The sequence below is a fragment of the Brevundimonas abyssalis TAR-001 genome, assembly GCF_000466985.1.
GTDB classification, from domain to species: Bacteria; Pseudomonadota; Alphaproteobacteria; order Caulobacterales; family Caulobacteraceae; genus Brevundimonas; species Brevundimonas abyssalis.
Map to the genome: position 1 here is coordinate 50,439 of NZ_BATC01000011.1, position 13,925 is coordinate 64,363.

Sequence of the window (13,925 nt, forward strand, 5' to 3'; positions counted from 1 at the left end):
GCCCCGGTCAGGACGCGGCGGCGAGGTCTCTGGCCACGGCCTCGGCGCGCGGCCCCAGGATCAGGTGCGCCCCGACCGTCGTCACCGCCACCCCCCGCGCGCCCAAGGCCTTGAGCGCGGCGACGTCGAGTCCGGACACGGCCTTCAGGCGCAGCAGCACCCGGCCGTCACGTCGCTCGACCGACAGGACATTGCTCCGTCCGCCCAAGGCCGCCAGCCAGTCGTCGGCGTTCCCGGCGCCCGCAACGGGCGCAGCGGTCAGAGCCGCGCGGATCTCATCCGCCACCTGATCAGCGATGGGGCCCAGCACCACCTGCAGCGCCCGGTCCGAGGGCCTCACCAGCCCGCGCGCGCCAAGCGCCTTCAGCCCGGCCTCATCCACCGCGCTTTGGTCGTTCAGAATCAGCCGCAAGCGGGTGGTGCAGGCGTCCACGCTCTCCACATTGGCCGCCCCGCCCAGCGCCGCCAGATAGGCCGCGCCGCGTCCGCCGGACGTGGTGGTCTGCACGGCGCCGGACGCCGCCATCGGTTCGTCCTCGCGCCCCGGCGTCTTCAGGTCCATCCAGCGGATCACCAGCCGGAACAGGCCGTAGTAGAGCGCGAAATAGACCAGCCCCACCGGGATCAGCATCAGCGGCCGCGTGGACTGGTTGAAGTTCAGCACATAGTCGAACAGCCCCGCCGAAAAGCCGAAGCCCAGCTTCACGTCCAGCAGGCTCATGATCACCATGGCCGCGCCGGTCAGCACCGTGTGCACGGCGTACAGCACCGGGGCCAGGAACATGAAAGTGAACTCGATGGGCTCGGTCACCCCGGTCAGGAACGCCGTCAGGGCCAGCGACATGAGCATGCCGCCCACGGCCTTTTTCCGCTCCGGTTTCGCGGCGTGATACATGGCCAGGCACGCGGCAGGCAGGCCGAACATCATCACCGGGAAGAAGCCGGACATGAACGCGCCCGCCTCGGGGTCTCCGGCGAAGAACCGGCGCAGGTCGCCGGTGACGCCCTGATAGTCCCCGATCACGAACCAGGCGATGTTGTTGAGGATGTGGTGCAGGCCGGTGACGATCAGCAGCCGGTTCAGCACCCCGTACAGGAACAGCCCCACCTCGCCCGAGCCGACGATGGCGCGGCTGAAGCCGTCCATGGCCCCGCTGATGCCGGAAAAGCCGAAGCCGATGATGGCCGCCAGCGCCAGTCCCGCCACGCCGCTGACGATGGGCACGAAGCGCCGCCCGGCGAAGAAGGCCAGATACTCTGGCAGCTTCAAGGTCGAGAACCGGTTGTAGAAATCGCCCGCGATCAGGCCGGAGATGATGCCGATGGGCACGCTGAGCCGCGCCAGCGCCCCGTCCCGCCACGCCGCCTCGGCCAGGGCGACGGCGGTTTCGGGCAGGCCCGCCACAACTTCCGGCGGCACGACCAGCAGGGCCTTGGCCCCCTCGGTGGCGATCAGGAAACAGACCACGCCCGCCAGTCCCGCCGCACCGTTGCCGTCGCGGGCGAAGCCCACCGCCACGCCGATGGCGAACAGCAGGCCCAGGTTCGAGAACACCGCGTCCCCCGCCGCAGACATGAAGGCGATGTCCAGCAGGTCCGGCTGGCCCAGCCTGAGCAGCAGGGCGGCGGCGGGCAGCACCGCGATGGGCAGCATCAGGGCGCGGCCCAGAGGCTGCAGGCGTTCGAGCAGGGCCTTCATCGGTCGGCTCCCCTTCGGAAATCATCGGCAAGGGCGCGCACCTCGTCCACCGACGCGCACGCCAGCGCCCGCGTCGCCAGATCGCGGCAGACATCCATGGTCAGGCCGCGCAGCAGCGCCTTCAGGTCCGGCAGCACGGCGGGCGCCGCCGACAGTTCGGTGACGCCCAGCCCCACGAGGATCGGCGCGGCGGCCATGTCGCCCGCCAGTCCGCCGCACACCCCGACCCAGCGCCCCTTCGCCTGACCCGCCTCGCAGGTCTGGCGGATCAGGCGCAGGACGGCGGGGTGCAGCCCGTCGATGTCGGCGGCCACCGCCGGATTGCCCCGGTCGCGGGCCAGCACATATTGCGTCAGGTCATTGGTGCCGATGGACAGGAAGTCGGCCTGTTCGGCGATCAGGTCGGCCGTGACGGCGGCGGCGGGCGTCTCGATCATCACGCCCAGCTGCACCGGCGTGGCCACGCCCATGTCGCGCCGCGCCTCCTCCAGCATGCGGCGCACGGCGGCCAGTTCGTCGGGGCTGGCGACCATGGGGACCATGATCTTGCACTGGCCGGCGGGCGCGACGCGCAGGATGGCGCGCAGCTGGGTCATCAACATCTGCGGCCGCCACAGGCCCACCCGCACCCCGCGCAGGCCCAGCGCCGGGTTCTCCTCATGGGGAATGGGCAGATAGGGCATGGGCTTGTCGCCGCCCGCGTCCAGGGTCCGCACAATCAGCGGCCGTCCGCCCAGCCCGTCGGCGATGGCCTGATACTGGGCCGCCTGTTCGTCCTCGTCCGGCGCCGTGTCCCGTTCGAGGAACAGGAACTCGGTGCGCAGCAGCCCGCAGCCTTCCGCGCCGTTGGCCACCGCCCGTTCGGCCTCGCCCACAGCGCCCAGATTGGCGAACACCTCGATGCGGGTTCCGTCCAGCAGGCGGCAGTCCTCGCCCGCGTTCTCAAGAGCGGCGGCGTGGCGCTGGTGGCGCCGGGCCAGCTCGGTCTGCGCGGCCCCCAGCGCCGCCGCGTCGGGCGACACCCGCAGGTCCCGGCGTCGGCGTCCAGGATCAGGGCGGCCCCGTCCATCACATCCATCAGCGCGTCGCCCACCGCCACCAGACACGGCAGGCCCATGGACGCGGCCAGGATGGCCACGTGGGACGTGGGCCCGCCCCGCGCGATGCACAGCCCGCCGATCCGCGACGGGTCCAGCGCCATGACCTGCGACGGGGCCAGCTCTTCGGCGATGACCACGGCGCCCTGCGGCACATCGGGGCCGCCCTCGCCTTCGCCGGTCAGCACCGCCAGCACCTGACGCTCCAGATCCTTCAGGTCGTCCACCCGCTCGGCCATGCGCCGGTCGCCCAGGGCGTTCAGGGCCTGCACGAAACCGTCGATGGCGGTTCGCCAGGCATGTCCCGCGCTGCGCCCTTCGTTGATGCCGCGCTGTGCCGAGGCCAGCAGTTCCGGATCGTCCAGAAAGGCCAGATGGGCGCCGGCGATGGCGCCGCGCGTGGCGTCGCCGCCGGTCAGGGCCTGCAGCCGCTCGCGCACCGTCTCCAGCGCCCCGTTTAAAGCATCGTGCTCGGCGCTCGCGCCGCGCCCGTCGACGGAAACCTCGATCTCGGTGCGGATCAGCCGCGCGGCCTGGCCGATGGCCACGCCCGGCGCCGCCGTCACCCCGCGCAGCACTCCGGTGTGCAGCGCCCGCCGGGGCCTTGGGACCGGCTCCGGCGTGACCTTCGCGGCGGGCGCCGCCCCCGCCTCGCCCATGCCGCCCTCGATCAGTTCGGCGAGGGCCTCGACCGCCCGCGCCGCGTCCGGCCCGCTGGCCGACAGGGTGATGGCGTCCCCGTGCCGGATGGCCAGGGCCATGACGCCCACCGGGCTCCTCGCGCTGGAACGGCGGTTGAAGGCCGCCACCGTCACCTCGGCGTCGAACCCCTTGGCCAGGGCCGCGATGCGCGCGGCCGGGCGGGCGTGGATGCCGTGGGCCAGCGGCGTCACCACCTTGCGTTCAGCCTCGACACCCGCAGCCTCAACAACCGGCCCCGTCCTGCCCGACGCCCGCAGTGTCATCAGCGGATCGCCCGCCTGGACCTCGCGGTCGGTGACCCGGTTCGCCACCTCGAAGGCCTCGCCGTTGGTGATGATGATGGGTGTGATCAGGCTCTTCGCCTGCCCCCCGATCAGGTCCAGATCGAACTCGATCAGCGGGTCGCCCGCCTTCACCGCCTGCCCCTCGATGACGCGGGCGGTGAAGCCCTCGCCCTTCAGGGCCACGGTCTCCAGCCCGATGTGCATCAGTACCTCGACTCCGCTCTCGCCACGGAGCGTCACCGCGTGGAGCGCAGGCGCCAGGATCGTCACCACTCCGTCGCAGGGCGCGCGCAACACGCCCTCGATGGGGTCCACCGCCACCCCGTCCCCCATCATCCGCTCGGCGAAGACCGGGTCCGGCGCCTCGGAGAGCGGCGCGGCCCAGCCGGCCATGGGCGCGACGAGGACGATGTCGGTCATGGGCGCTCCCGGCTGCCGAGGGTGATGCGCTCGACCGCCCAGATCGGGTCGACCGAGTCCCGCGTGAACCGCAGGCACAGGTCATGGCGGCCGTCCTGCGGCGCGATCTCGCCGGTCAGGACAGTGATGCCGTCATTGTCCACGGCGGGCGTCAGCGACAGGGCGCCGATGAGCGGCCCCTCGCAGTTGTCCAGCCGGATCTCCAACTCGCCGTGCGGCGTGGACATGGGATGCAGCGGCACAGAGTCTCGCGCCGCGCCCACCTGATAGTTGAAGGGGTGAGACCCCACATGCGCGGTCACCATGGTCACCCCGTCCAGCGGCGCCGCCTCATAGACCCAGCAGGGATTGAGGATGTCGGTCACCAGCACGGCGCGTTCGTCCGTGTCCGGGCCACGCGGCGCGTCATCCTCCAGCGCCAGCACCAGCCCGCCCGTGCACTGGGCCAGCTGATGGCTGGTGCGGATCACCGCGTCCCGGGCGGACACGGTCCATTCGCGCTCGCGGCCGATGGGCTCGCCGTTCAGCCAGGTGGACGCCCGGACCACGGCGCCCGACTGGACGATCACTGCGTCCTCATAGACCGCCGCGTCGGACGTCACATCCCCGCCGTCGGTCGTGTAGCGGATCTCGCCCGCGCCCAGTTCATTGGACAGCGCCACCGCGATCCCGGCGTCGTCCTCGGCCAGGTCCAGCGACAGCATCGGCTCCAGCCAGATGGTCGCGTGGGTCACGCCCAGGGCCTCATAACGATCCAGCTGGTCGGGCAGGCGCGCCGCGAAGCCCGCCCAGTCGTTCACGTGGGGCGGCGACCAGGCCAGCTCCGCCACCGCCGCCATGCGCGGGAACAGCTTGTCCCACAGCCGCTCCTCGGTGCGGATGTGCTCGGTCCAGACATTGCCCTGCACGCCCAGGATATGATCCAGCTGGTCCTCGGTCAGGGCGTCCGGCGCCGGGTCGAAGGCGTAGACATCCCGGGTGCTGATCACCGCGCCGCGTCCGGGCGACTCGTCCGGACTGTGGCTCTGGCGATGGTCGAAATACAGGACCGGCGCGGGCGTCAGCACCGTGTCGTGCCCCATCCGCGCCGCCTCGATGGCGCCGTCGATGCCGCGCCAGGACATGACCGTCGCGTTGGGCGCCAGGCCGCCTTCCAGGATCTCGTCCCAGCCGATCAGGCGTCGGCCATTGGCGTTCAGGTGGCGCTCGATGCGCCGCACGAACCAGCTCTGCAGTTCATTCTCGTCCGCGACGCCCAGCTCGGCCATGCGCGCCTGGATGTGGGCGTTGGCCTCCCACTGGTCCTTGACCGCCTCGTCGCCGCCGATGTGGATGTATTCGCTGGGGAACAGGGCCATGACCTCGTCCAGCACCGTCTCCAGGAATTCGAACGTCCCGTCCTCGATGTTGAACAGCCAGGGGAACACGCCCCAGTCGGTGAACACCGCGTCCGGCAGGTCCTCGACCGATCCCAGCTCCGGATAGGCGACGACGGCCGCCAGGGCGTGGCCCGGCATCTCGATCTCGGGCACCACCGTGATGTTCAGCGCGGCCGCATAGGCCACGATCTCGCGCACCTGATCCTGGGTGTAGAACCCGCCGTAAAGCAGCGGCTCGCCGGTCTCGTCGAAGCCCGCCGCCCCGGCCTGCTGCCGCCACGCGCCCACCTCGGTCAGGCGCGGATACGCGTTGATCTCCAGCCGCCAGGCCTGGTCGTCGGTCAAGTGCCAGTGCAGTACGTTCAGCTTGTGCGTGGCCATGACGTCGATCAGGTCGCGGACCATCTCGATGCTCTGGAAATGGCGCGCCGAATCCAGCATCAGCCCGCGCCAGCCGAAGCGCGGCGCATCCTCGATGGTCGTCGCGGCGATCTCGACCGCGCCCTGCCCCGCCTCGGCGGTGGCCAGCTGCCACAGGCTCACCCCGCCATACAGCAGGCCGCCGAAGTCCGAGGCGCCGATGGTCGCCCCGCCCGGTCCGACCGCCAGCCATAGGCGTCCTCGGCGCCGCCCTCATTGCGTTCGAAGACGATGCCCGCCCCGGGCGCGTCCGACACGGCCAGCTCAAGCCCTCGGGTGCGCCGGATCAGGTCGATGAAGTATGCGGCGGCCCGCGCCGCCTCCGCATCGCCGGGCGGGATCCGCACCACGGTGGCGGCGTCCAGGCGGAACACGCCCTCAGCGGGCGTGGCGGCGACGGGCGCCGGAATCAGGGAAGGGGCCTGCGCCCACGACGGGGCCGCGACCGTCATCAGTCCGGCTACGGACAGGACGACGGCGGATGAAATGGTCTTGATCATGAAATGCCCCTCGCACTCGGGAAGACTTTCCGGCGAAAGACGGGGCGGCGCAATGCGGCCGCCCCAGTTCGCTCAGGGGATAGGCTGACGAAGGCGGCGCGGGACGGCGGGATCGTCCGCCCCGCGCCCCTGCGTCAGAAGTTGACGGCGAGCGTCGCCATCAGCTTTCGGCCGGTCCGGTACACGCCGCGCGGCAGCGCCACCGTGTCCGCATAGTTGTAGTACTCGCTGTCCAGCAGGTTCTGGCCCGCGAAGGTCATGCTGACCTGGTCGCTGAAGGCCCAGCTGACCGTGGCGTCCAGGTTCTCATGGTCGTCCACGTACATGTTGTTGGCCCGGTCCACGCCGGTGAAATACTCCGAGCGCCAGCTGTAGCCCAGGCGGGCCGAGAACGGTCCGTTCTCGTAGAACGGGCTGATGTTCAGCTGGTGGTTGGAGTTGTACGGCAGCGGATCGCCGTTATCCGCCTCGGCGTCCACATAGGTGTAGTTGGCCAGCAGGCCGAAGCCGTAGGCGAAGGTCTGCTGATAGGCCAGGGCCACGCCGCGCACCTGGGCCGAGCCGGCGTTGGCCGGGCGGCTGATCTGATAGGTGGTGACCGCCTGCTGGGCCTGGTTGAAGTGATCCTCGGGCGAGGTCTGCTGCAGGATGTAGTTGTCGATATCCTTGTAGAAGAACTCGGCGCCCAGGATGGCCTCGGGCTGGAAGTACCACTCCAGCGAGGCGTGCAGGTTCAGCGATTCATACGGGTTCAGGTCCGGATTGCCGCCGCCGCCGGTCAGAATCTGGTCCGACAGCCAGAAGTAGTTGGACATGTCCGCGAAGTTCGGTCGCGCGATCACCTGGGCCGCCGACAGGCGCAGGATCAGGTCGTCGGCCAGATCGATGGCCACGTTCACGCTGGGCAGCCAGTTGTCGTACTCCTTGGTGGCCACCACCCACTCCCAGTCGGCCTCGGTCGTGCCGCAACCGGACGCCGTCTGGTTGATGCAGGTGTAGCCGCCGCTCTCGGATTCGGTGCGCACATAGCGCAGGCCGAAGTTGCCGCGCATCCGGCCGGTGTCGAAGTCGGCCTGCACATAGGCGGCGTGGGCCGCTTCCTGGATGTTCCAGTTCTGCGAGGTGAACTCGGCGTTGCCGAACACGGTCACTTCCGGGGCGGTCTGCCACGGTTGCAGATAGCCGCCCGACGCCAGGTAGTCCGCCAGGGCCGCCCCGTCGATGACGAAGCGCGTGCGCATCTGGTCGTTGACGTCGAAGCCTTCCAGATAGTTCGACGGCACCTGGCGCGGGTTGAACATGGAGGTGTCGCCCACATAGCCGTAGATCGGGATCGACACGCCGGACATGCGCTGGTCGGTCTCATGGTCGCGGTACTTGTAGCCGAACTGGATGCGGTTGATCGCGCCCATGAGCTCATAGCCCAGGTCGATCTGGGCGTACTGCTCCTCGTCGGTGGTCGGCTTGGCGACGATGTTGCCGCCCCAGCCCGAGTTCCAGCCCGTCGGGCCCTGGGTCGGATCGCCCGCGCCCCACCCGCCGTCGAAGGCGAAGGCCGTCGGATCGTCCATGATGTTGTCTTCATAGGTCACCACGCCGGGCCGCCCGGGCGCGCCCGAGATGTCCACCGTATAGTTCGACCAGTTCAGGAACTCGCCGAACAGCTGGCGCTGGGTGCCGCCGTCGGCCGTGGTGTAGCCCGCCACCGCCGACACATCCCAGCGGTCGCCGGTCCATTCCAGGTTCAGCCGGTAGCTGTCCGAGGTCATGGCGGCCTCGCGGTACTGCACGTCCAGCACCGACAGGGCGTTGTCGAACGTCGCCCGGGTGATGATCCCGTCCTCGACCGTGATGTCGGTCAGACGGTCGAGCGCGTTCCATGTGTTGCCCTGGAAGGCGAACATGGACTGGTTGGTGTTGTCATAGCTGGCGTCGATGCGCAGCCAGTCGAAATTGATCTCCAGGTTCGGCGTCGGCCGCCACTGGAGGGCCGCCATGTAGCTGTCGCGGTCGCGCTGCTGCTCGAAATAGGAGGCCGCCAGGGCGTTCAGGCCGATGGCGTCCGGATTGGCCGCCAGGGTGTCCGCGCAGGCGCCGACACAGGTGGGAGAGCCCGGCTTCCACGACGCTGGGTCGACGGCAGATAGTCCGACGCCGTCACCGTGCCGTAGGACTGCACCCCGTCGCGGCGCAGGAAGTCGCTGGCCCGCTGGGCGGCCACCAGCACGCCGAAGGTGCGCTCCGGGTTGGTCCAGTTGCCCATGACCGAATACTGGAAGTCGCCTTCCTCGGAGCGGTCGTTCCACAGATAGGTCACCGCGCCCGAAATGGGGTCGATGCCCGCGTCCAGCGGACGCCGCGTGTTGACGATCACCGTGCCGCCGATGGAGCCCTCGTCGATGCGCGGCTCGGGCGTCTTGTAGACCTCGACGCTGCCCACGATCTGCGGCGCCAGCAGCGCATAGTTGAAGGTCCGGCCCGGCTGATCCAGGATGAACCAGTCCGCCGAGGCCACCGTCTGGCCGTTCAGCAGGGTCCGGTTCAGCGCGGGGTCGGTGCCCAGGATCGAGACCTTCTCGCCCTGGCCGAACTCCCGGTCGATGGTCACGCCCGGGATGATGGTGATGGCCTCGGCCACGTTGGAGGACGGGAAGCGGCCCACATCCTCGGCCGTCACCACGTCGATGATGGAGTTGGAGCTGCGCTTGGTCTCCAGCGATTGCTGAAGCGAGGCGCGGATGCCGGTGACGACGACCTCGTCGACCTCTGTCACATCCGGTCCCGTTTGGGCCATGGCGGCGCCGGCGGCCATGATGGCCAGACCGCTGACGGATGCTGCAATGAGCGATTTACGAACTCTGGTCACCCGGCACTCTCCCCTCAAAGATGGGGACCCCCGTCCCCAAGCCGATTGAAGCCCAATATAATACCAATGAGCCCGCTTTCTCGTTGCAGGAACACGGGTGTATCAGGCCAATGAACCGAACACTGCCCCATTACGAAAAAATGACAAGCCCAAAATGAGGCCAATTCCGAACAAATTTGATATTGGTATCTCATTGGTCCGGTGTTACCGTCACCGACGACGCGGGATGATCGGCCCGCACGGGGGAGGTTTCGTCCATGTTTTCTGAACGGATCGGCGCGCTGGACCAGGGCGATCACGCGCCCCTCTACAAGCAGCTTCAGAAGGCCCTGCGCGACGCCATCAACGCCAAGGTGCTGGCGCCCGACGACGCCCTGCCCGCCGAGCGGGACCTGGCGGCCGAGTACAAGATCTCGCGCATCACCGTGCGCAAGGCGCTGGACGGCCTGGTCGGCGAAGGCCTGCTGACCCGCCGCCAGGGCGCGGGCACCTTCGTCGCCGCCCGCGTCGAGAAGAACTTCTCCAAGCTGTCGTCCTTCACCGAGGACATGATCTCGCGCGGCCGCACCCCGCACAGCGCCTGGCTGACCAAGTCGCGCGGGGCCGTGACGCCCGAGGAGTCCATGACCCTGGGCCTGTCACCCGGCACCCCGGTCTATCGCTTCAGCCGCATCCGTTACGCCGACGGCGCGGTCATGGCGCTGGAGTTCTCGACCATTCCCGGCTTCTGCCTGGCCTCGCCCGATGACGTCGGCGACTCCCTCTATGCGGCGCTGGAGAAGACCGGCCACCGCCCCGCCCGCGCGCTGCAGCGCCTGCGCGCCGTGCTTCTGGGCGCCGAACACGCCGAACTGATGGGCCTGCGTCCCACCGATCCCGCCCTGTTGATCGAGCGGCGCGGCATCCTGGCGGACGGTCGGGCCGTTGAGGTGACGCAATCCTATTACCGTGGCGACGCCTATGACTTCGTCGCCGAACTGAACGCCCTGTCGTGAGAGCCGCCGCCGTGACCGTCCCGCCCGCCGAGTCCACCCGCATGTTCGCCGAAGCCGCCGAGGCCTCGTCCGTCGTGGCGCGCCAGCTGGCGGCCAACACCGAGGTCGTGCGCGACCTGGCCGAAACCCTGCGCCGCGAACCGCCCCGCGCCGTCGTCACCTTCGGCCGCGGCAGCTCCGACCACGCGGGCACCTACGGCCGCTATCTGATGGGCACCCGGCTGGGCGTGCTGACCTCGGCCGCCGGCCTGTCGGTCAGCTCGGTCTATCAAACGCTCCAGACCCTCGACGGCGTGTTAGGCTTGGCCATCTCGCAGTCGGGCAAGAGCCCGGACCTTCTGTCCGCCGTGCGCGCAGCCAAGGACGCCGGGGCCCGCATGGTCGCCCTGGTCAATGACGCCTCCTCGCCCCTCGCCGAGCTCGCCGACATCGTCATTCCCCTGCACGCCGGCGCCGAGCGTAGTGTCGCGGCCACCAAATCCTACATCGCATCGCTGAGCGCCCTCGCCCATCTGACGGCGGAATGGAGCGATGACGCGGGTCTGCGGAACGGTCTGTCCGCCCTGCCCGCCCAGTTGATCCAGGCCTGGGCGCTGGACTGGTCGCAAGGGGTCGAGGCCCTCAGGAACGCCCGCAATCTCTATGTGCTGGGCCGCGGCGTCGGTTACGGCATCGCCCTGGAGGCGGCGCTCAAATTCAAGGAGACCTGCGGCCTGCACGCCGAGGCCTTCTCGACCGCCGAGGTTCTGCACGGCCCCATGGCCCTGGTGGAGCCCGGCTTTCCCGCCCTCGTCTTCGCCCAGAATGACGAGACCCGCGACGGCGTCCGCGCCATGGCCGCCGACATGGCCGCGCGCGGCGCCCACGTCCTGATGGCCGCATCGGGCGAGCCCGGCGGCCTGCCCGCCCTGGCCGCCGATCCGGGACTGGAGCCGATCCTGATGATCCAGAGTTTCTACCGCATGGCCAACGCCCTGTCGGTGTCCCGGGGCTATGATCCCGATCGCCCGCCCCATCTGAACAAGGTCACTGAAACGGTCTGATGCGCACGGTTCTGATCAATGGCCGGGTGCTGACCGGCGAAGTCCTGCGCGAGGACGTGGCGGTGGTTCTGGAGGGCGACCGCATCGCCGACCTGGTCGCCGCCGACGCCGCGCCCGACGGCGCGCGCGTGGATCTGGACGGCGGCGTGCTGCTGCCCGGCTTCATCGACACCCAGGTCAACGGCGGCGGCGGGGTGCTGTTCAACGACGAACCGACCGTGGAGGGCATCGCCGCCATCGCCGCCGCCCACCGCCACTTCGGAACCACCGGCTTCCTGCCCACCCTGATCAGCGACGATCTGGACGTCATCGACCGGGCCATGCGCGCGGTGGAGGCGGCCATCGAACAGGGCGTGCCCGGCGTGTTGGGCATCCATATCGAAGGCCCCTACCTCAGCGCCCGGCGCCGCGGCATCCATAGTCTGGATCACCTGCGCGACCTGGACGAGGAAGGCCTGGTCCGACTCACCTCGCTGAAGCGCGGCCGCACCCTGGTCACCGTGGCGCCCGAGGCGGCGACGCCCGCCATGATCGGCCGTCTCGCCGCCGCCCGGGTGGTGGTCGCCATCGGCCACACCAACGCCGGCTATGACGAGGCCCGCCGCGCCCTGGACGCGGGCGCCACCGGCGTCACCCACCTTTTCAACGCCATGAGCCAGCTGGGCAATCGCGAGCCCGGCGTGGTGGGCGCCGCCCTGAATGATTCCGACTGCTGGTGCGGCCTGATCGTTGACGGCCGCCACGTGCATGACGCGACCCTGAAGATCGCCTTGCGCGCCCGGCCGCTGGACCGCTTCATGCTGGTGACCGACGCCATGCCCTCGGTGGGCATGACCGAAAAGGTCTTCGACCTGCACGGCCGCCGCATCACGGTGCAGGACGGCGTCTGCATGGACGAGCACGGCACCCTCGCCGGCGCCGATCTGGACATGGCCTCGGCCGTCCGCAACGCCGTCGACCGCCTCGGCCTCACCCTGCCCCAGGCCGCCTTCATGGCCGCAACCGCCCCCGCCGCCTTCATGGGCCTGTCCGACGAGCGCGGCCGCATCGAAGCCGGCCTCATGGCCGACCTGGTCCTGCTGGACCGCGACGGCCAGACCGTCCGCACTTGGATCGGCGGCCAGAGTCAGAGCGGCGTCTGACCGGAACCCTGACCGCCTTTTCATCTGGCCGCCCCATTGCCGCCCCAATTCGCTACAAGTGTAACGCTACATTTGTAGAGGAGACGGCCCGTGATCGAGTCCCTGCCCCGGCGCGAGCGGGAGGTGTTCGAAACCCTCTGTCGGCTTGAGGCCGCCACGGCGGCTGATGTCCGCGCCACCCTGTCCGATCCGCTCAGCGATTCCGCCGTGCGCACTCTGCTGTCCCGGCTTGAGGCCAAGGATCTGGTGCGCCGCGAACCGGGTCAGGGCGGTTTCGTCTATCGCCCGGCGCCGCGCCCCGACGCCCTGGCCGCCGGCGCCCTCAAGCGCATGGTGGACACCTTCTTCGCCGGGTCCGCCGTCAGCGCCGCCACCGCCCTTCTGGGCATGGGCGACCGCCTGACCTCCGACGAGGCCGAAGCCCTGCGCCGCCTGATCGACAAGGCCAAGACTGACGGGGCCAAGGGAGACCCGTCATGACGCTCGCCCTCCTCATCGCCCTTCTCGCCAAGACCAGCCTGATCGCGGGCGTGGGCCTGCTGCTGGCCCGCTTCGCCACCCGCCGCCCGGTGGAGCGGGTCGACATCCTGCGCGGAACCGTCCTGATGCTGCTGGCCCTGCCCGCCCTGATGGCCGTGGGTCCGGCGCTGCGCTTCGCGGTCCTGCCTTCCGCGCCCGCTCCCGCTCCGATCGCGCCCCCGGTCTGGAGCGGCCAGGTCGAGCCGCTTGAGGGCGTGGCTGTATCCGGCGCCCTGGCCATGCCGGACGCCGCCGTCATCCTCGCCTGCCTGTGGACTCTCGGCGCCGTGCTGATCGCCGCCCGCTTCGCCGCCGGGGTCTGGACCCTGCACCGCTGGACCAGCGACGCCGCGCCCGTGCGCTGTCCCCGCTGGCTGGCGGCCCTGGCCGCGCATCAGCCCCGACCCCGCCTGTTGTCCAGCCGCCAGACGCCCGGTCCGCTCAGCTGGGGCGTGCGCCCCGGCGTGGTCCTGATCGACGACGCCAGCCTCAGGGCGCCCCAGGCCGCGCCAGCCATTCTGGCCCACGAGCTGGCCCACCTGCGCCGCGGCGACTGGGTCTTCCTGATCCTGTCGCGTCTGGTCCTGGCCCTGTTCTGGTTCAACCCGCTGGTCTGGCGTCTGCACGCCGACCTTGCCGCCCGCTCCGAGGAAGCCGCCGACGCCATCGCCGCCGGCCGCATGGACCGGGCCGAATACGCAAACGCCCTGATCGGCCTGGCCTGCGCCCCCGCCCCCTCGGCCGCCCTCGCCATGGCCGCTCGCCCCCACGCCCTGAAAAGAAGGATCGCCTGTATCATGACCGCCGTCCCCACACGCCGCCGTCCCCTGGTCGCCCTCGGCGCCGTGGCCCTGCTGGC

General features: G+C 70.0%; 10 protein-coding genes and 1 pseudogene. 5 read left to right on the forward strand and 6 right to left on the reverse strand.

Going from position 1 to position 13,925, the window contains the following annotated elements:
• Nucleotides 1–7: 7 nt before the first annotated feature.
• From nagE to MBEBAB_RS17265, 6 genes and pseudogenes are all read right to left on the reverse strand, one after another.
• Nucleotides 8–1,699: an N-acetylglucosamine-specific PTS transporter subunit IIBC gene (gene nagE, locus MBEBAB_RS04985; protein WP_021696852.1), complete on the reverse strand. Its 1,692-nt coding sequence runs from the start codon at nucleotides 1,697–1,699 to the stop codon at nucleotides 8–10.
• A pseudogene (ptsP, locus tag MBEBAB_RS04990) lies at nucleotides 1,696–4,202 on the reverse strand (phosphoenolpyruvate--protein phosphotransferase). The gene nagE and the pseudogene ptsP overlap by 4 nt, the downstream one beginning before the upstream one ends.
• Nucleotides 4,199–6,124 carry a family 20 glycosylhydrolase gene (locus MBEBAB_RS04995; protein ID WP_242397077.1) on the reverse strand — a complete coding sequence of 642 codons (1,926 nt, stop codon included), beginning with the start codon at nucleotides 6,122–6,124 and terminating at the stop codon, nucleotides 4,199–4,201. The pseudogene ptsP and the gene MBEBAB_RS04995 overlap by 4 nt, the downstream one beginning before the upstream one ends.
• Nucleotides 6,121–6,501, reverse strand: coding sequence for a glycoside hydrolase family 20 zincin-like fold domain-containing protein (locus tag MBEBAB_RS17260; protein ID WP_242397078.1), 381 nt, complete (start codon nucleotides 6,499–6,501; stop codon nucleotides 6,121–6,123). Before MBEBAB_RS17260 ends, MBEBAB_RS04995 begins: the two co-directional genes overlap by 4 nt.
• Nucleotides 6,502–6,635: 134 nt before the next feature.
• Complete coding sequence (locus MBEBAB_RS05000; protein ID WP_242397082.1) at nucleotides 6,636–8,579, reverse strand: TonB-dependent receptor; 1,944 nt, start codon at nucleotides 8,577–8,579, stop codon at nucleotides 6,636–6,638.
• Complete coding sequence (locus MBEBAB_RS17265; protein WP_242397079.1) at nucleotides 8,549–9,367, reverse strand: TonB-dependent receptor plug domain-containing protein; 819 nt, start codon at nucleotides 9,365–9,367, stop codon at nucleotides 8,549–8,551. Before MBEBAB_RS17265 ends, MBEBAB_RS05000 begins: the two co-directional genes overlap by 31 nt.
• A 257-nt stretch (nucleotides 9,368–9,624) precedes the next feature.
• On the opposite strand from MBEBAB_RS17265, the gene MBEBAB_RS05005 reads away from it, so the two are divergent.
• From MBEBAB_RS05005 to MBEBAB_RS05025, 5 genes are all read left to right on the forward strand, one after another.
• Nucleotides 9,625–10,362 (forward strand): GntR family transcriptional regulator, encoded by a 738-nt coding sequence (locus MBEBAB_RS05005; RefSeq protein WP_021696856.1) that lies wholly within the window; start codon nucleotides 9,625–9,627, stop codon nucleotides 10,360–10,362.
• Between the two features lie 41 nt (nucleotides 10,363–10,403).
• Nucleotides 10,404–11,405 (forward strand): SIS domain-containing protein, encoded by a 1,002-nt coding sequence (locus MBEBAB_RS05010; RefSeq protein ID WP_081703427.1) that lies wholly within the window; start codon nucleotides 10,404–10,406, stop codon nucleotides 11,403–11,405.
• Nucleotides 11,405–12,547 carry an N-acetylglucosamine-6-phosphate deacetylase gene (gene nagA / locus MBEBAB_RS05015; RefSeq protein ID WP_021696858.1) on the forward strand — a complete coding sequence of 381 codons (1,143 nt, stop codon included), beginning with the start codon at nucleotides 11,405–11,407 and terminating at the stop codon, nucleotides 12,545–12,547. Before MBEBAB_RS05010 ends, nagA begins: the two co-directional genes overlap by 1 nt.
• 90 nt (nucleotides 12,548–12,637) lie before the next feature.
• The gene (locus MBEBAB_RS05020) at nucleotides 12,638–13,027 is read left to right on the forward strand and encodes a BlaI/MecI/CopY family transcriptional regulator (RefSeq protein WP_021696859.1); all 390 of its coding nucleotides are present in this window, start codon (nucleotides 12,638–12,640) and stop codon (nucleotides 13,025–13,027) included.
• Nucleotides 13,024–13,925 (forward strand): M56 family metallopeptidase (locus MBEBAB_RS05025; RefSeq protein WP_045318890.1); only part of this gene is annotated, 902 nt, incomplete at its 3' end. The genes MBEBAB_RS05020 and MBEBAB_RS05025, both read left to right, overlap by 4 nt.

What these genes read in the sequence shown, in the direction of transcription:
- nagE (WP_021696852.1), bottom strand. Translation starts at nt 1,699, where the DNA reads ATGAAGGCCCTGCTCGAACGCCTGCAGCCTCTGGGCCGCGCCCTGATG.
- MBEBAB_RS05005 (WP_021696856.1), top strand. Translation starts at nt 9,625, where the DNA reads ATGTTTTCTGAACGGATCGGCGCGCTGGACCAGGGCGATCACGCGCCC.
- nagA (WP_021696858.1), top strand. Translation starts at nt 11,405, where the DNA reads ATGCGCACGGTTCTGATCAATGGCCGGGTGCTGACCGGCGAAGTCCTG.
- MBEBAB_RS05010 (WP_081703427.1), top strand. Translation starts at nt 10,404, where the DNA reads ATGTTCGCCGAAGCCGCCGAGGCCTCGTCCGTCGTGGCGCGCCAGCTG.
- MBEBAB_RS17260 (WP_242397078.1), bottom strand. Translation starts at nt 6,501, where the DNA reads ATGATCAAGACCATTTCATCCGCCGTCGTCCTGTCCGTAGCCGGACTG.